The organism is Rahnella sp. AA, assembly GCF_002834385.1.
Classification (GTDB): Bacteria; Pseudomonadota; Gammaproteobacteria; order Enterobacterales; family Enterobacteriaceae; genus Rahnella.
On record NZ_PITQ01000014.1, the window covers coordinates 18,330 to 35,403 of the forward strand.

Below are 17,074 nucleotides of genomic sequence, written 5' to 3' on the forward strand. Positions count from 1 at the left end.
ATCAGTCTAGCACAGCCGGAGCATCGGGTGATCGTCACCCGATACAGATGATCGGCTATGAAAGTGTTTTGAGACAATGCTGATTTGTAAATGGATTTAACGTTAGATGCTGTATGCCTTTTATTGATCTCGCGCATCTTGTAGAATGCGCAGCAGACGTAAACCCATACTATTATAAAGTATAAGTCGATAATCGCTTCCCATATGACCCTGCTTGCATTAGGTATCAACCACAAAACTGCCCCGGTGTCTCTGCGTGAACGGGTAACTTTTTCACCCGAGACTCTTAATCAGGCGCTCTCCAGTCTGCTCCAGCAACCGCTGGTGCAGGGCGGTGTCGTGTTGTCCACCTGTAACCGGACGGAGCTCTACCTGAGCGTCGAACAACAGGAAAACCTGCAAGAACAGCTGGTTAAGTGGTTATGCGATTATCATCATCTCAGTGAAGATGAAGTCCGTAAAAGCTTGTACTGGCACCACGATAATGACGCCGTCAGCCATCTGATGCGCGTGGCGAGCGGGCTGGATTCGCTGGTGCTGGGCGAACCGCAGATCCTGGGGCAGGTAAAAAAAGCCTTTGCGGAATCGCAAAATGGTCAGGCGGTTTCCGGTGAGCTGGAGCGTCTGTTCCAAAAATCTTTCTCTGTTGCCAAGCGTGTCCGCACGGAAACCGATATCGGCGCAAGTGCCGTTTCTGTGGCTTTCGCTGCCTGTACTCTGGCGCGCCAGATTTTCGAATCCCTTTCTGATGTGAATGTGTTGCTGGTCGGTGCGGGTGAAACCATCGAACTGGTGGCGCGTCATCTGCATCAGCACAATGTCCGTCATATGATGATTGCTAACCGCACCCGTGAACGTGCGCAGGTGCTGGCGACGGAAGTGAATGCGGAAGTGATCAGCTTGCAGGATATCGATTCCCGCCTGGCAGAAGCCGACATTATTATCAGTTCTACCGCCAGCCCGCTGCCAATTATTGGTAAAGGGATGGTTGAGCGTGCGTTAAAAGCCCGCCGCAACCAACCGATGCTGATGGTGGATATCGCCGTTCCGCGGGATATCGAACCGGAAGTTGGTAAGCTTGCTAACGCGTACTTATACAGCGTTGATGACCTGCACAGCATTATTCAAAATAACCTTGCACAACGCAAAGCGGCTGCCGTCCAGGCTGAAACGATCGTTGAGCAGGAGAGCTCAAACTTTATGGCCTGGCTGCGTTCGCAGGGAGCCGTTGAAATTATTCGTGATTATCGCTCGCGTGCTGATATTATTCGCGCCGACGCACAAGCAAAAGCCTTAGCCGCCATTGCGCAGGGCGCTGACGTCGAAGCGGTGATCCAGGAATTAGCCCACAAATTGACCAACCGCCTTATTCACGCGCCAACCCGTTCCCTGCAACAGGCAGCCAGCGACGGTGATGTGGAGCGTTTGCAAATTTTACGCGACAGCCTCGGGCTGGATCAGCAATAGTTCTCCTTTTCTCACAGGGTTAAACACCACGCATGAAGCCTTCTATTGTTGCCAAACTGGAAGCGTTACAAGAGCGCCACGAAGAAGTGCAGGCGATGCTCGGCGATGCCAGCGTCATTGCCGATCAGGATAAATTCCGCAGTCTTTCCCGCGAATATTCTCAGCTGACTTCCGTTTCCGAATGTTTTCTGGCCTGGCGTCAGGCGCAGGAAGATTTAGAAACTGCTGAGATGATGCTTGATGACCCTGAGATGCGCGAAATGGCGCAGGACGAAATCAAAGACTGCAAAGCCACCATCGAAGATCTCGAACAAAAATTACAGCTTCTGTTACTGCCGAAAGACCCTGACGATGAGCGCGGTTGTTTCCTTGAAATTCGTGCAGGAACCGGCGGTGATGAAGCAGCGATTTTTGCCGGTGATTTATTCCGTATGTACAGCCGCTACGCAGAATCGCGTCGCTGGCGTGTGGAAATCATCAGCGCCAACGAGGGTGAGCACGGCGGCTATAAAGAAGTCATTGCGAAAGTCATCGGTGAGGGCGCATATGGCCAGTTCAAATTTGAATCGGGCGGTCACCGCGTCCAGCGTGTACCGGAAACCGAATCTCAGGGGCGTATTCATACGTCAGCCTGTACCGTTGCCGTAATGCCGGAAATTCCGGAAGCTGAATTGCCGGAAATCAACGCCGGTGACCTGCGCATTGATACGTTCCGCTCTTCCGGCGCGGGCGGTCAGCACGTTAACACCACCGATTCCGCCATCCGTATTACCCATATTCCGACCGGTATCGTGGTGGAGTGCCAGGACGAACGTTCTCAGCACAAAAACAAAGCCAAGGCGATGTCCGTGCTCGGCGCGCGTATCCGGGCGGCAGAAGTGGCGAAACGTCAGGCGGAAGAAGCGTCTACGCGCCGTAACCTGCTGGGCAGCGGCGACCGTTCGGACCGTAACCGTACCTATAACTTCCCGCAGGGCCGCGTAACCGATCACCGCATCAACCTGACAATTTACCGTCTGGATGAAGTGATGGAAGGCAAACTCGACTCGCTGATCCAGCCGATTGTGCAGGAATATCAGGCCGATCAGCTCGCAGCACTTTCTGAGCAGGACTAATGGATTTTCAGCATTGGCTGCGTGATGCCACCCGCCGTCTGGCTGCGGGTGAAAGCCCGAAGCGTGACGCTGAAATACTGCTCGGCTTTGTGACTGGCCGGGCAAGAACCTACATTATGGCTTTTGGCGAAACACCGCTGACGGCCACTCAGCTTCAACAACTGGAAACCCTGCTGGCGCGACGAGAGCAGGGTGAACCCGTTGCTTATCTGACCGGTGAACGCGAATTCTGGTCGTTACCGTTATCTGTTTCTCCCGCCACACTAATTCCCCGGCCTGATACCGAATGCCTGGTTGAACAGGCGCTTGCCCGTTTGCCTTCAGAGCCGGTGAGTGTGCTCGATTTGGGCACCGGAACGGGCGCGATTGCTTTAGCGCTGGCGAGTGAGCGGCCTGACTGTCAACTGACCGGAATAGATTTGCAACCCGACGCCGTCACGCTGGCAAAACACAACGCGCAAAAACTGAACATCGGTAATGTGCGTTTTTTACAGGGCAGCTGGTTTTCGCCGGTCACCGGTGAAACTTTCGCGCTGATTGTCAGTAATCCACCCTATATTGATGCCGCCGATCCGCACCTTGCACAGGGCGATGTGCGTTTTGAGCCTGCCAGTGCACTGGTTGCACAAAATGCCGGTCTGGCTGATCTGGCTCATATTATTGCGACAGCACCCGCGTATCTTCAGGAAAGCGGCTGGCTTTTGCTCGAACATGGCTGGCAGCAGGCCGCAGAGGTGCAAACATTATTGCGCGATGCCGGTTATCAGCAGGTTGCGACCGTTAAAGATTATGGGAATAACGATCGCGTCAGCCTCGGGCAATGGAAATCTGAATAAAAATAAGCCTCTGTCGAAGATAATTAATTTCTGAGTGCATAAATTATAAAGGAAACGGGCAATGGCATATGTCTGGATTAAGCATCTGCATGTGGTCACTATCACCCTGAGTATTGTACTGTTTGTTTTACGATTTTTTTGGAAATGGGCGGGTTCTGCTATGATGCAGAAACGCTGGGTGAAGATAGTTCCACATATCGTGGATACCTTGCTGTTATTAAGCGGTATTTCGCTTATCTTCATCACACACTTTTATCCGTTCAGCCCACAGGGAACCTGGCTGACCGAAAAGATTTTTGGCGTTATTATCTATATCGCGCTGGGTTTTGTAGCCCTGAGCAAGCGACCAATCAGCCAGAATACCCGCTGGCTGGCCTTTATCCTGGCCATCGCTTGCCTGTATCTGGTTCTTAAACTGGCGATGACGAAAATACCGCTGCTAATGGGATAACTATGAGTACCCTTGCTGATTTTGAATTTAACACCGCCCGGCTCAGTACCGGGGTGATCAAAGTAACGGAGTCCGTGCGTTTTGATTTCAATGCGGATGAGGTTCGCCATCAGTTGCAATCGCTGGTCGATGAAGCGCGCCGTGTCGTTCCTGAGGATCTTGATCAGGATCAGCAGCTCGAAGTGTTGATTGAACTGTTTTATCGCACCTGGGGTTTTGGCGGCGCAGGCGGTGTATACCGCCTGTCTGATGCTATCTGGATAGACAAAGTCCTCTCATCACGTCAGGGCACGCCGGTTTCGTTGGGCGTTATTTTCCTGCATATTGCGCATGAGCTCGATTTACCGTTGATGCCGGTTATCTTCCCTACGCAACTTATCCTTCGTGCTGACTGGCTCGACGAAGAAATGTGGCTGCTTAATCCTATCAACGGCGATACGCTGAATGAGCACATGCTCAACGTCTGGCTTAAAGGTAACCTGGGTGTCTCAGCCGAAATTGAAGATGACGACCTGGACGAAGCGGAAAACACGCTGATCGTTCGCAAAATGCTCGATACCCTGAAAGCCGCTCTGATGGAAGAAAAACAATTTGAGCTGGCGCTGCGTGCCAGTGAAACGGTTTTACAATTTGATCCGGAAGATCCGTATGAAATCCGTGACCGCGGGCTGATTTATGCTCAGCTGGAATGCGATCATGTGGCGATCTCTGACCTCAACTATTTTGTTGAACAGTGCCCGGAAGATCCGATTTCAGAAGTGATTAAGGTGCAGATCCACGCGATTGAGCACAAACAAGTCACATTGCATTAATTGATATCTACCTTACATTGCATCTGAATCGTGTGAATGAAACTGTCTGTCAGCGCGTTATCAGATGAAAGATTTATCACTAAAAAGGCCAAAGCATGAAACATAAAATGGTTAGCATTCAGGACATCAAAGTCGCCAACGATCTGCCGTTTGTGTTGTTCGGTGGGATGAACGTACTCGAATCGCGTGATATGGCGATGCGTGTATGTGAACATTACGTCACCGTGACTCAGAAACTCGGTATTCCTTACGTGTTCAAAGCGTCTTTTGATAAAGCCAACCGCTCATCAATTCATTCCTACCGGGGTCCGGGTCTGGATGAAGGCATGAAAATCTTCCAGGAACTGAAGAAAACCTTCGGTGTGAAAATCATCACCGACGTTCACGAATCCTGGCAGGCACAGCCGGTTGCGGAAGTGGTCGATGTCATTCAGTTGCCTGCGTTCCTGGCACGTCAGACCGATCTGGTTGAAGCTATGGCGAAAACCGGTGCCGTGATCAACGTGAAAAAGCCTCAGTTTGTGAGCCCGGGCCAGATGGGTAACATCGTGGACAAATTCAAAGAAGGCGGCAACGATCAGGTTATTCTGTGTGACCGCGGCAGCAACTTCGGCTATGACAATCTGGTTGTCGACATGCTGGGCATGAACGTGATGATTAACGCAACCGGCGGACACCCGGTCATCTTCGACGTGACTCATGCACTGCAAACCCGCGACCCGTTCGGCGCAGCATCCGGTGGCCGTCGTGCACAGGTTGCTGAACTGGCGCGTGCAGGTATGGCGGTGGGTATCGCTGGCCTGTTCATCGAAGCACACGAAGACCCGGCTCACGCGAAATGCGACGGCCCGTCAGCGTTGCCACTGGATAAACTTGAGCCATTCCTGGTTCAGATGAAAGCCATCGACGATCTGGTGAAAAGCTTCCCGGCGCTTGATACCAGTAAATAATGGCTGTCTGACTGCCAGTAAAAAGGCGACCCTCGGGTCGCCTTTGTTGTTTCTGAAACAGATGTTTTGAAGACTTACAGCGCCTCCGCCAGACTCCCGTGGAAGCTCAGGCGGCCTTCGACCGGCTGCATTCTGGCGCGCGCCAGCGTTTTCAGCGGCTGGAAGGGGATTTCTGCAATGCGCAGTTCCGTATTTTCCGGCAGAGCGTCAATGAAATTGCGCAAGGCGTTAACGCCGCCGGCATCAAGAACAGCAACCCTATCCCAAAGCAGGATAATCACTTTTTTGCCCCCGGCACGCGCCTGAAGCTCGCTGAAGATGCGTTCTGCGGCGGCAAAGAATAACGGCCCGTTGACGCGCAGGATCAGCGTATTTTCCGGCACGTCGGCGGCCACTTCGGTCAGCCGCGTCAGCCGCGCGATACGGCGCATAAACAGTAGCGAAGCCATCACAATCCCGGCGGTAATCGCAATCACCATATCGAACAATACCGTCAGGCTCATGCAGTTCAGCATCACCAGAATGTCGTCTTTCGGTGCGCGGCGCAGTAAATCCACGACTTTATGCGCTTCGCTCATATTCCACGCCACCATCAGCAGCAACGCCGCCATGGCCGCCAGAGGAAGCCATGAAAGCAGCGGGGCCAGAATGAGCAGGGCGAGGATCACCAGAAGCGAGTGAATAATAGCGGAAACCGGCGATGTCGCACCGGCACGTACGTTCGCCGCCGATCGTGCAATGGCCGCTGTGGCGGTAATCCCTCCAAAGAACGGGCTGACCATATTGCCAATACCCTGACCGATCAGCTCATTGTCCGAGTGGTGTTTTTTACCGGTCATGCCATCGAGCACCACCGCGCAGAGAAGGGATTCAATCGCACCCAGCATCGCCATGGAAAATGCGGCAGGCAGCAAAGCCTGAACCCGCGACCAGCTCAGGCCGCTGCCGTCATGCTGTGCCCACGGCAGCGCAAATTGCGGCAGAATGGGCGGAATGCCGTTGCCCTGTGTGCCGTCCGGCAACAGGAAGTGAAAACGTGAACCGATGGTAGCAACCGGATGCCCGGCCTGCATAAAAATCGCCATCACGGCGCAACCGGCCAGTAATGCAGGCAGATGGCCGGGCACGCGCAGCCCGAATTTCGGCCACAAAATCAGCATGCCCAGCGTGACAATACCAATCGCGGCATCGCCAATATCCAGCGTCGGCAGTGCCATCACCAGCGCGGCGACTTTACTCAGATAATGTTCCGGAACTGACGCCATCGTCAGGCCAAAGAAGTCCTTGAACTGCATCGTTCCGATGGTAATCGCAATGCCCGACGTAAAGCCAAGCGTTACCGGCAGCGGAATATATTCGATTAACCGGCCAAAGCGTGCCAGCCCCATCAGCAGCAGAATAAAGCCGGACATCAGCGTCGCCAGCAATAAGCCCGACAAGCCGAACTGCTGCGAAACCGGGTAAAGAATGACGACAAACGCAGCGGTAGGGCCGGAAACGCTGAAACGCGAACCCCCGAAAATGGCAATCACAATACCGGCAATTGCTGAGGTATACAGCCCGTACTGGGGTGGAACGCCGCTGCCGATCGCCAGTGCCATCGCCAGCGGAATGGCAATAATCCCCACGGTGACGCCGGCAATGGCATCTTTAAGTAAGAGCTGAAGGGTATACTTTTCACGAAAACAGGCGTCTGTCAGGGCGCTGAATAGCCTGACATGGCGTCTTCCTGAGGTATTCATAGGGCGTAAACCACCTGGAGAAAATATTGAATAAGAACCCGGTCTTCCATCACCGGAAAAATGTAGCCTACGCCGGTTGCGCTGAACTTGCCTAGACATAAATCAAAGCAAATTAATGCAGCCGTGTGCAGGTTCTGTATGAGTGTAATTGCTGGCAATGTGATATGCCGCCAGTTATTTCACAGACGGACACGACGAAGGCATTCATCATCTATATTTAAGTTAATGCCCGAAAATCGGATAGGGAAAGCGTAAGGGGACGCCGTTATATATGCCGGATATATTGTCACTGGGAAGTTTGTATGCGGATATTTGCGTTACATACGCCACGCTTTCAATCAGTTTTTTTGTGCTGAGCCGCAGCGAACCCTTTACTTTTAAAGGCTCACACTGGAAGCGGCTGGCCTTTGGCCTGGTGGCAGGGATAACGGCATTATACCTGCGCGGCAATCAGCTGGTGCTGAACGAAAACCTCTCGTTCAGTTTTGAAATGTTGCCCATGATTTTAGTGACCTTTTTCGGCGGCTGGCTCAGCGGGCTGTGCAGTTTCGTGGTCGCATTTTTCTTCAGCGGCATGTTTACCCTGAATAATCTGTTTATCGCCATTATTCTTGGCACGCTATTTTTATTTCGCGTCTGGCGCAGGCGTAAACATCGTGAACTGTATATTACGATCGTGCTGGTCGGTATTTTTCGTCTGGCGCTGGTCTCCGGCATTCATGGTATTCAGGTGCCGTGGACCGAGCTGATTTTCTATCAGGCGATTGCCGCCTGCTGCATGATCCTCTGTTATCACGCGTTAAATTATAAAGAAATCTACATGAATAAAGTCTTCACGATCCGCGTGAAGGCCGCGACGGATGAACTGACGCAAATTAATAACCGCGCAAGCCTGGATTACTGGCTGGCACAGCGGCAGATCCAGCGAGAAGCCTGCGGGCTCATTTTGCTGGATATTGATAACTTCAAACGGGTGAATGACACACTCGGTCACCTGGTCGGCGATCGTGTATTAATTGAAGTAGGACGTTTATTACGCCATCTCACGCGCAACGAAGATTTTGCCGGCCGTTACGGTGGTGAGGAATTTCTGGTGATGACGTCAGCCTATGATCCCGAAACTTTGCTGGCGATTGCGGAACGTATCCGTAAGGAAGTCGAGGATTGCGTGATTAATCTTGAAGACGGTCGCGAACTGAGAGTGACAGTGTCACTGGGTGTGTCGCTGTATTTACCGGGAATGATTATCCGCAAGTCGCTCAAACTGGCAGACCTTTCACTGTATGAGGCAAAACGGAAAGGGAAAAACTGTGTCGTGGGCAGTTCTATCCTGACGCTGGCCGCTTTGGGAAATAAAAGCCACACGCACCGAATGTAAAAGGAGCCTTTCGGCTCCTGACTTACTTTTTTCGAACTGAAAGCGGGTCGCTATTTCTGCGTGCCTTCTTCAATTTTAGGCGGATAGGTCAGATCCGCGTCTTTACGCATCTTCGCCACATCTTTCGCCGTCACCGTTGCCCCCGCCGGATTACCAAACTGCGTGCTGACATAATTGCTCAGCGTGGCAATTTGCTCATCATTCAGCTGGTTAGCAAACGAAGGCATCATGATTTCGCCTTTATCCATATGGCGCTGCACGCCGTTGAGGATCACCGAAACCTGATTACGGCTGTCGTAAGAACCGGTGCTGGTGTGGCTGAACAGCGACGGATACGCGTGGAATCCTTCACCGCTGCCCGCACCGCCTTTCCCGTGACAGGCTGCACAACTGGCATTAAACAGCGCGGCGGCGGATTGATTCACCGTTTGCCCTTCGGCGCGCAGAGGATAAACATCCTGATTCTGCTGGCCCCAGGCATCACGCGGTTTGGTCTGTTTGTCGTCACCGATAGCAGGAACTGAACGGATATAGGTCGCGATAGCATTCAGGTCACTGTCCGAAAGGTGTTGCAGGCTATGCTCGATGGCTTCGCCCATCGCACCGGAGGCCGACGCTTTCCCGGCCACAAAACCGGTTTTCAGGTAAGTCACCAGTTCCTGTTGCGACCAGGTGCCGATCCCGGCATTTTTGTCCGGAGTGATATTAAACGCCACCCAGGATCCTAAATCGCCACCGGAAAACGCTTTATCGGTGTCCATGCCCATGGTCAGCGTGCGTGGTGTGTGGCAGGTGCCGCAATGCTCGAGCGCTTCCACCAGATACGCGCCACGATTCCAGTCCGCAGATTTGGACGGGTCGTTTTTCAGCTCGCCTTTGTCGAAGTTAAACATCTTCCACACGCGCATGCCCCAGCGCTGGTTGAACGGGAAAGACAAATCGGTTTGCGGCCCGGCGGAATGCACCGCAGGCAGCGACATCAGATAGGCTTTCACGGCCAGCACGTCATCGCGTTTCATTTTAGTGAAAGAGTCATACGGCATCGCCGGATAAAGCTGCTGTCCGTCTTTGCCCACACCTTCACGCACGGCACGCACGAACTCGTCGTCTGTCCAGTTGCCGATCCCAAACTCTTTATCCGAAGAAATATTGGTGCCGTAAATCACCCCGAAAGGTGAGGCCAGCGGATAGCCGCCGCCAAATTTCGCGGTTTTGTCGGCACCGGGGGCCGTATGGCAGGCGGTACAGTCACCGGCAGTCGCCAGATATTCGCCGCGTTTAATCAGTTCAGCATTACCTGTCGCGTCGTCCGCCCAGGCGCTGGTCGCCGCCACTAACGGCAGCATTGCCAGCATGAATTTCATTTTCATTGCTCAGTCCTCAGAAAATCAATCAGGCCAGGCTTTTCAGCACCGCGTCTGCCATGCGTAATGCCAGTGCTGTACCGGACAGCGTGGAGTTCACCGTGGAGGCCGACGGCATAATGCCGGTGCCGGCAATGAACAGGTTCGGGTGGTCATGCGTACGACAGTTACCATCCACCACGGAATCCTTCGGATCACTGCCCATAATCATGGTGCCGGTGATGTGCTGGTTGTTGTCGTAAACGCCACGCTTGCTGTACACCACTTCAGTGCCGCCCATCTCTTTGACGATCTTCTGAAAATCGAGCATTGACTGGTCATAGCCGCGATGCACGTATTCCGGGAATTTGTAGTGGACTTCCAGACGCGGAATTCCCCATTCGTCTTTCTCGGTTTTGCTGAGCACCACGCGGTTTTCCGGCTCCGGCAGCATTTCCAGCAGGCATTTCAGCTGGATAAAACGCTCGGACTGGAACGCCAGTTTGTCGTTCAGCGCTTTGCCGTAATACCCCTGGCGCACTAACCGTTCTGTGAGATAACGCACCGGCGAGGTATTGGCGACGTCGATACGCAGCGCGGAACGGTCGCTGCGGAATTCACCGTCGCGCAGGTTGTTGATACTGCCCGGACGCATCGGGCCACGCCCGAAATAGACCGGTTCATCGGCATAGAATTCAACCGACGTGCCGGGGTGATCCATCAGGTTACGGCCAACCATGCCAGAGCTGTTGGCGATGCCGTCCGGGTATTTATCACTGGTGGACATCAGCAGCAGTTTCGGGCTTTCGATACCGTTGGCGGTCAGTACGAAACGCTTACCGGTGACTTTGTGGGTGACTTTGTCGGCGTCCAGATAATGCACGGCAACAATTTCGCCGCTGTCGCTGGCTTCTATTTTGTACACCACGGCATTGGCAATCACGCGGACACCGGCTTCGATGGCTTTACGGGCGGAAATACCGCCGTGGTATTGCGCATCAATCGGGCAGACCGGCATGCAGTTATTGTTGCCGCAGCAGGCAGGGCGACCATCGTAAGGAATACTGTTGCGCGCCTGCGGACCGATGCCCAGCACGTACCCGAGTTTGGCAATACGCTTGCTGATGCGGTCAAAGCCGTAAGGCAGCGGAATGCCCGGCAGAGGATACGGCTGCGAACGCGGGGAATCCAGTGCATCGTCACCGGAAACGCCCATCTGAATTTCGGCTTCGGTGTAATACGGCTCCAGATCTTCATAACTGATCGGCCAGTCGCGCCCGATGCCGTACAACGTTTTGATTTTCATGTCGTTTGGCAATAAACGGAATGCCTGTCCTGCCCAGTGCCATGTGGTGCCACCGACGCCTCGCAGGTACTGCGCTGCATACAAATCCGGGCCATTCTGAATCAGATAGTTGTTATCTTTTGGCTGGAATTTCGGTTGTGGCGCCCAGGGTTTTGGCGGATAGGGTTCGGTAAAATCGCCTTTCAGCGGCGACTGGCGAAAGAGTTCGACCGCTTCGTCACGTTTGATCACCGGGCCGGAATCCAGCATCAGCACGGAAACACCGGCTTTCACCATTTTCAGCGCAGCGAGAGAACCGGCGATACCGGCACCAATGACGACGACGTCAGCATTCAGCGCATCAGCCATGAGTGACCTCCGGTAAGTTTTGTTGCGTGGTGGCAGGTTTGTTGACCCAGAAATTCGGCTCGCCCGGCGCGTAGCTTGGCGGCAGCAGGTTATTTTTCAGCAGCTGATAGCTGACGATATTTTCGAATCCGATACATTTCTGGCTGCCAGGCTGGCCGACTACGCCGAGATACCAGCCGCTGACCAGTTGCTGATAAAGCTGGGCCAGCTCTGCCGGTTGTTGCGTCAGCAACTGATGCAGGTTGTCGCCGACCACGCCGTCATGCGCAGAAAGCAGCGCGGACAGGGCATCAAGGCGGGTATCGAGTTGTTTATCATGCAGCCAGCTGTACAGCGCCTGACCGAGATGAGGTTCCAGGTTATCTGTCGCAGTGAGTTGTTTTGACAGTGTCATAAAACTGTCTGGCATGGTGATTGCCGAAGCCAGTGGCGGCGCGGCATGGGCCAGCGTGGCAAATACGCCACCGCCAAGCATCTGGCTGGAAATCCCGGCAGCCAGTACGCTCGCAGTGCCGATAACCATCCGGCGACGTGAGAGATTAATCATTGAGTGATGTTCCGTATAAACGGCCACGGGCGTGACCATCAGTTAACCGTGAGTACGTACGTTCTGGTTTATTTCAGAACGCTGGCCGCTTTTTCAGAAGACTGATTATCGATGTCCTGCTTCGGCGTACTGACACCCACTGCGCCGACGACTTCACCGTTGAGCGTTAGCGGGAAACCGCCACCCAGCGGTACTGCGTGTGGGATCGCCAGCACGGTAGTTTCGCCGCCGGCCAGACGCTGCATGAATTTCAGAGACGGCGCGTGGTACAAGGCAGAGGTGCGTGCTTTGCCGATGGAAGCATCAACGCAACCTGCCGGGGAATCATCGAAACGCTGGAATGCCAGTAATGAACCAGATGCATCAACAACGGCGACGCATCCGGTGCTGTGTTGTTCGGCTAGCGAGGATTTTACGCTGTCAATCACTTTGGCGGCCTGAGCATTATCGAGCTGCGGGTGCTCTGCGGCGAAGGCAGATGTGACAGAAAAAAGCAGAGAGGTGACACAAAGTAGTGTTTTAGCAGTGTGTTTTTTTACAGACATAGACTCATCCCTTATAGCAGTGGCGAAATCGCCGGAAATATTTTTAATAAACTGTTTTAAATGAATAATATTTAAAACCAATAACCCCGTTAGGCGGTACGCGCTGACGCCTTTATTGATACCTGATGAAAGGTAAGGTTATAGATTTTTGTTTCGTGGATGTTAATTCAATTAACAAAGTAGAAAAAGTGACGGTTGCGGCAGGCAACTAAATCTCAGGCACTTTTGTGAGGGTATTCTGAGCAAAACGGGCCTGGAGCCCTTATTAAATAAGGAGTGAACATTTTGTGCTGTTATGAACCACCTGATCCGTTTTTATTAATAAAATGTGATTTGCATAACAAAAAAAGCCTTCCTGAAGGAAAGGCTTTGATGTGCGGTACCTGAAAAGATCCTGCCGGTTACCGGAAGGAAGAGGGCGCGAACCTGACCGGTGGGCGAAGATCAAGCGAAGCAATGATGCTGGTGGCGGCCTGACGACCATCTGCCATGGCGGTGACGACCAGATCGGCTCCCCGGACGGCATCGCCCCCGGCAAAAAACTGCGGATGGCTGGTCTGGTAAGGGAAGCGGCTGTTATGCGGCGCGTGCAACAATCCCTGTTCATCTCGCCTGACCGCCAGCTGATTCAGCCATGGCATAGAGTGCGGCTGGAAGCCAAATGCCATGATAATAGCCTCTGCCTCAAGCAGGAATTCAGAACCTGCAATCGGTTTTGGCCGTCTGCGTCCGCTGGCGTCGGGTTCACCCAGCGCAGTACGTACCAGCCTGATACCGCAAACTTCGCCATTGCTGCCCAGCTCAATACTGACCGGCTGGACATTAAACATGAATTCAGCGCCTTCCTCGCGTGAGTTCTTCACCTCTTTCTTCGAACCGGGCATGTTTTTTTCATCACGGCGATAGGCACAGGTCACGCTTTTTGCATTCTGGCGCAATGATGTCCGCAGGCAATCCATTGCAGTATCACCGCCGCCGAGAACAACAACGCGTTTGCCTTCCATGCTGATATACGGCTCATGTTCCAGTTCTGGCAGATTCATCAGATGTTTAGCGTTGGCAATCAGGAAAGGCAGGGCGCTGTAAACGCCCGGCGCGTCTTCGTTTGCCAGGCCCGCTTTCATCGCCTTATAGGTACCAACGCCAAGGAAGACGGCGTCGAATTCTTCCAGCAGGTGCTCTGCCGTGATATCAACGCCTATTTCTGTATTCAGACGGAACTCGATACCCATCCCTGAGAAAATTTCCCGCCGCCTGACCAGTACGTTTTTATCGAGTTTGAATGCCGGAATGCCGAACGTCAGAAGACCACCGATTTCCGGATGACGGTCGAAAACCACCACTTTTATGCCATGCCTGGCCAGCACATCGGCACAGCCTAACCCTGCCGGCCCCGCACCGACGACGGCTACGCGATAATTACGCGCAACAACGTCAGACAAATCGGGTTTCCAGCCCTGCGCCAGCGCCATGTCGGTAATGTAGCGCTCAACGTTGCCGATGCTCACTGAACCCTGTCTGTCAAAGGTACAAGCCCCTTCACAGAGCCTGTCCTGCGGGCATACGCGGCCGCACACTTCAGGCAGGCTGCTGGTCCGGTGAGAAAGTTCGGCGGCTTCGAGAATGTGGCCTTGTTTGGCCAGTGACAATAATTCGGGGATGTCGTTATGCAGCGGGCAGGTCCAGGCGCAGAAGGGCTGGTCGCTGCAATGAAGGCAGCGGCCTGCCTGCTGTTCAACCTGAACGGGGGTAAAGCGGTCGTAGATCTCGTTGAAGGTGGTTTTACGCTCAGCGAGCGGCGTTTTCGTCGCATCCAGACGCGGCGGATTCAGCGCGGCTGACAGCACCGATTCTGATTTATTGATCCGCACCGCCGGCGGGTTATGCCCCATCGCCGCACGGTATTGTTTTTCAGCCCTGTTCTGTTTAATCACCAGGTCAGTAACCAGATGAAGTGCCTGCGTCGGGCAGGCACTGACGCAGGCCTGCCCCAGCGGATGGTCTTCACACAGGTCACATTTATGTGCCACGGCGGCGGCCGGGAAACCGGTTAAAGGATCGGGTTGCTGATGCGGAACCATGTCGATGGCCCCAAACGGACAGGCCACGGAGCAGGTTTTACACCCAATACAACGTTCTTCCAGCAACTGGATGCTGTCGTTGCGGCGCACAAGCGCATTCGTCGGACAGACGTGTAAGCACGGAGCATCTTCGCAATGCCGGCAAAGAACCGCATTCTGAATATTGTCCTGCCGGATGACATGGATGCGTGGGGTGAACATCTCTTTTGGGGGATAACATTGTTCATTATGAGACAAGACGCAGGCTACTTCACAGGCGCGACAGCCAATACAAGCCTGTGAATCAGCAATAATAAATTGATTCATTATTGTTTCCCTGCCGGGCATAGATCCGCCCAGCGGTTTTTATTTTAGGATCGGATAGCAATAAACCACATAAATATAAAGGTTATCACCATCATCCTAGATTATGTAAATGAAGAATTTATTAGATGTGTGTCACAATTTTACATGTCACTACGGGGAGTCTTTTGAAACAAAACGCCGCCAGGCAAATGTCCGGCGGCGTTTTCAGTGATATCTGGCAGAAGGTGTGTTCAGGTTATTTGACCGGTTGCCAATTGCTCCGACATTCATCGCGACGGAAACTTAACACACGGCTGCGGTTGGAGATGAGTTTTACGCTGTAACCCTGGAAGTAGAGGCAGAAGTTTTTCTTCCAGGGGCCATCGGGAAGCTCGACCAATAAACGCCCCGCGCCCAGTGACGTAAGTTGTCCGCAGGCGCGCAAGGTGCCGACGCCAATTTTGAGCTGTTCGCCTTCGATATCAAATGCGGCGTTTGACTCCGGGTGATACCAGCGCCCCTGAACCATTTTCAGGCAGTCATTGGGTTCTACCGGCGTGAAATAGCGCGGCGCATGGCCGATTTCGCCCTGAATCGCTTTGCCATCCCAGCGCAGACGCATGGGCATATGCGCCGAAAGCGTAATCGCTTCGCCGGCATCGGCACCCTGATAAAGATTATCCGCCGATCCAAGATAGCTGGCGGTGCCGTTGCTGACTTTCAGCCAGTAAGGTTCAGCCACGCTGGAATACAGCCCGTCCGGTAACGCGCTGCTGCGCGCCGGGAGCGGTGCGGCCAGCAAGGCAGACATCACTTCCAGCGCATGGGTATAGGCGGTGGTATCTTCGCGGTTGGAGACCAGCGCTACGCCGATGTCCAGCTCAGGATGCAGCAGGAAATAGGTTTTATAACCGGCATGCGAACCCCCGTGGCCGTAAACCGTGTGTTCGCCGATTTGCGTGGATGTGGTGCCCAGCCCGTAGGCCGAAGGAATATCGTCATGCAGATAACGCTGTTCTGTCAGGGCTTTCAGCACACCTGCGCCGGGGCCGGTATCGCTGAGTAAACTCTGTAGCCAGACTGAAAGCGAACGGACACTGCCGGTCAGGCTGCCGGAGGCGGAAAGATGTAACCCTGCGACGGCGGTTTTCCAGCCCGAGGTATCCTGCCAGTAACCCGGCACCAGATTGGCGACAATATCAAACCAGGTTTCAGGTGCGTGGAATGCGATATCCAGCGGCTGAGCGATGTGTTTTTGCAGCAGGTCTTCAAACAAAATCCCTTTTTGTTTCAGGATTTCTTCAACCAACCGGTAGCCGGTGTTGCTGTAAGAAATCTCCGTGCCCGCGGGGAAATTCAGCGCGCCGTCCTGTGCCAGAAAATCCATGATTGCACCGGCTTCGCTGATGTTATAAACCGAAATCCCGAGCAGCGAGAGCGTTTCCCGTACGTCCGGCAACCCGCCGGTCATGTCCAGCGCCTGCCCGACAGTGACCTGCGACATCGGTGCTTTCAGCTGAGGTAAGTATTGCCCCAGCCTGTCATTCACCGAAAGGCCTGCATCACTTTTCAGCAGCGCCAGTGTGGCAAAAATATGTTTGGTGACAGAGGCGTAGCGGACTACGGAATCGATACTGAAAGGTTCGGAGGTGGTCAGGTTTGCCAGACCGCCGGTCGCGTAATGGCGAAGTGTTTTACTGTCGAAAAGGGTTATTGCGCCACCCGGTTCCCCGGGTTTATCCCAGTTGCCGGTGATTCGTTTTGCTGTTGCTTCAGCCGCCTGCCAGTCTAATGCAGATGTCATCAGCGTCTCCCATGTGTCTGTCAGTGAATTAAGAGGGCAGCCCAGACTGCCCGTGAAACCGGAA

General features: G+C 53.6%; 14 protein-coding genes. 7 read left to right on the forward strand and 7 right to left on the reverse strand.

Annotated features, from left to right (window positions below; all coding sequences use genetic code 11):
- The first annotated feature begins 204 nt into the window (after window positions 1-204).
- The 6 genes from hemA (at window position 205) to kdsA (ending at window position 5,631) form a co-directional block, all read left to right on the forward strand.
- On the forward strand, window positions 205-1,467 hold the full coding sequence (hemA, locus tag CWS43_RS23905; RefSeq protein ID WP_101079654.1) for a glutamyl-tRNA reductase: 1,263 nt from the start codon (window positions 205-207) through the stop codon (window positions 1,465-1,467).
- Between the two features lie 32 nt (window positions 1,468-1,499).
- Window positions 1,500-2,582, forward strand: coding sequence for a peptide chain release factor 1 (prfA, locus tag CWS43_RS23910; RefSeq protein ID WP_101079655.1), 1,083 nt, complete (start codon window positions 1,500-1,502; stop codon window positions 2,580-2,582).
- Window positions 2,582-3,418, forward strand: coding sequence for a peptide chain release factor N(5)-glutamine methyltransferase (gene prmC, locus CWS43_RS23915; protein ID WP_101079656.1), 837 nt, complete (start codon window positions 2,582-2,584; stop codon window positions 3,416-3,418). The genes prfA and prmC overlap by 1 nt, the downstream gene beginning before the upstream one ends.
- A gap of 61 nt (window positions 3,419-3,479) precedes the next feature.
- A complete protein-coding gene (locus CWS43_RS23920; RefSeq protein WP_101079657.1) occupies window positions 3,480-3,869 on the forward strand; it encodes a SirB2 family protein in 390 nt (129 codons plus the stop codon).
- A 2-nt stretch (window positions 3,870-3,871) separates the two neighbouring features.
- The gene (gene sirB1, locus CWS43_RS23925; protein ID WP_101079658.1) at window positions 3,872-4,681 is read left to right on the forward strand and encodes an invasion regulator SirB1; all 810 of its coding nucleotides are present in this window, start codon (window positions 3,872-3,874) and stop codon (window positions 4,679-4,681) included.
- Window positions 4,682-4,776: 95 nt separating this feature from the next.
- Window positions 4,777-5,631 carry a 3-deoxy-8-phosphooctulonate synthase gene (gene kdsA, locus CWS43_RS23930; RefSeq protein WP_101079659.1) on the forward strand — a complete coding sequence of 285 codons (855 nt, stop codon included), beginning with the start codon at window positions 4,777-4,779 and terminating at the stop codon, window positions 5,629-5,631.
- 74 nt (window positions 5,632-5,705) lie between these two features.
- Here kdsA and dauA read toward each other — a convergent pair whose 3' ends face one another.
- Window positions 5,706-7,373, reverse strand: coding sequence for a C4-dicarboxylic acid transporter DauA (dauA, locus tag CWS43_RS23935; RefSeq protein WP_101079660.1), 1,668 nt, complete (start codon window positions 7,371-7,373; stop codon window positions 5,706-5,708).
- A gap of 271 nt (window positions 7,374-7,644) precedes the next feature.
- On the opposite strand from dauA, the gene CWS43_RS23940 reads away from it, so the two are divergent.
- Window positions 7,645-8,751, forward strand: a complete 1,107-nt coding sequence (locus tag CWS43_RS23940) for a GGDEF domain-containing protein (RefSeq protein ID WP_101079661.1) — start codon at window positions 7,645-7,647, stop codon at window positions 8,749-8,751.
- Between the two features lie 50 nt (window positions 8,752-8,801).
- On the opposite strand, the gene CWS43_RS23945 is transcribed toward CWS43_RS23940, so the two are convergent.
- The 6 genes from CWS43_RS23945 to CWS43_RS23970 all read right to left on the reverse strand — a co-directional run bounded on the left by CWS43_RS23945 (window position 8,802) and on the right by CWS43_RS23970 (window position 17,010).
- Entirely contained in the window at window positions 8,802-10,121 is a 1,320-nt protein-coding gene (locus CWS43_RS23945; protein ID WP_101079662.1) for a cytochrome c, read from the reverse strand.
- A 22-nt stretch (window positions 10,122-10,143) separates the two neighbouring features.
- Window positions 10,144-11,748: a GMC family oxidoreductase gene (locus CWS43_RS23950; protein WP_101079663.1), complete on the reverse strand. Its 1,605-nt coding sequence runs from the start codon at window positions 11,746-11,748 to the stop codon at window positions 10,144-10,146.
- Window positions 11,741-12,295, reverse strand: coding sequence for a sugar dehydrogenase complex small subunit (locus CWS43_RS23955; RefSeq protein WP_101079664.1), 555 nt, complete (start codon window positions 12,293-12,295; stop codon window positions 11,741-11,743). The genes CWS43_RS23950 and CWS43_RS23955 overlap by 8 nt, the downstream gene beginning before the upstream one ends.
- 68 nt (window positions 12,296-12,363) lie before the next feature.
- Window positions 12,364-12,840, reverse strand: a complete 477-nt coding sequence (locus tag CWS43_RS23960; protein WP_101079665.1) for a heme-binding protein — start codon at window positions 12,838-12,840, stop codon at window positions 12,364-12,366.
- 401 nt (window positions 12,841-13,241) lie between these two features.
- Window positions 13,242-15,227: a formate-dependent uric acid utilization protein AegA gene (gene aegA, locus CWS43_RS23965; protein ID WP_101079666.1), complete on the reverse strand. Its 1,986-nt coding sequence runs from the start codon at window positions 15,225-15,227 to the stop codon at window positions 13,242-13,244.
- Between the two features lie 235 nt (window positions 15,228-15,462).
- Window positions 15,463-17,010 (reverse strand): serine hydrolase, encoded by a 1,548-nt coding sequence (locus CWS43_RS23970; RefSeq protein WP_101079667.1) that lies wholly within the window; start codon window positions 17,008-17,010, stop codon window positions 15,463-15,465.
- Window positions 17,011-17,074: the final 64 nt, after the last annotated feature.

Excerpts from the sequence above, each read along its gene's own strand:
- sirB1 (WP_101079658.1), top strand. The coding sequence starts at position 3,872 with ATGAGTACCCTTGCTGATTTTGAATTTAACACCGCCCGGCTCAGTACC.
- dauA (WP_101079660.1), bottom strand. The coding sequence starts at position 7,373 with ATGAATACCTCAGGAAGACGCCATGTCAGGCTATTCAGCGCCCTGACA.
- CWS43_RS23950 (WP_101079663.1), bottom strand. The coding sequence starts at position 11,748 with ATGGCTGATGCGCTGAATGCTGACGTCGTCGTCATTGGTGCCGGTATC.
- aegA (WP_101079666.1), bottom strand. The coding sequence starts at position 15,227 with ATGAATCAATTTATTATTGCTGATTCACAGGCTTGTATTGGCTGTCGC.
- CWS43_RS23960 (WP_101079665.1), bottom strand. The coding sequence starts at position 12,840 with ATGTCTGTAAAAAAACACACTGCTAAAACACTACTTTGTGTCACCTCT.
- CWS43_RS23920 (WP_101079657.1), top strand. The coding sequence starts at position 3,480 with ATGGCATATGTCTGGATTAAGCATCTGCATGTGGTCACTATCACCCTG.
- CWS43_RS23970 (WP_101079667.1), bottom strand. The coding sequence starts at position 17,010 with ATGACATCTGCATTAGACTGGCAGGCGGCTGAAGCAACAGCAAAACGA.
- kdsA (WP_101079659.1), top strand. The coding sequence starts at position 4,777 with ATGAAACATAAAATGGTTAGCATTCAGGACATCAAAGTCGCCAACGAT.
- prfA (WP_101079655.1), top strand. The coding sequence starts at position 1,500 with ATGAAGCCTTCTATTGTTGCCAAACTGGAAGCGTTACAAGAGCGCCAC.
- prmC (WP_101079656.1), top strand. The coding sequence starts at position 2,582 with ATGGATTTTCAGCATTGGCTGCGTGATGCCACCCGCCGTCTGGCTGCG.
- CWS43_RS23955 (WP_101079664.1), bottom strand. The coding sequence starts at position 12,295 with ATGATTAATCTCTCACGTCGCCGGATGGTTATCGGCACTGCGAGCGTA.
- hemA (WP_101079654.1), top strand. The coding sequence starts at position 205 with ATGACCCTGCTTGCATTAGGTATCAACCACAAAACTGCCCCGGTGTCT.
- CWS43_RS23945 (WP_101079662.1), bottom strand. The coding sequence starts at position 10,121 with ATGAAAATGAAATTCATGCTGGCAATGCTGCCGTTAGTGGCGGCGACC.
- CWS43_RS23940 (WP_101079661.1), top strand. The coding sequence starts at position 7,645 with ATGCCGGATATATTGTCACTGGGAAGTTTGTATGCGGATATTTGCGTT.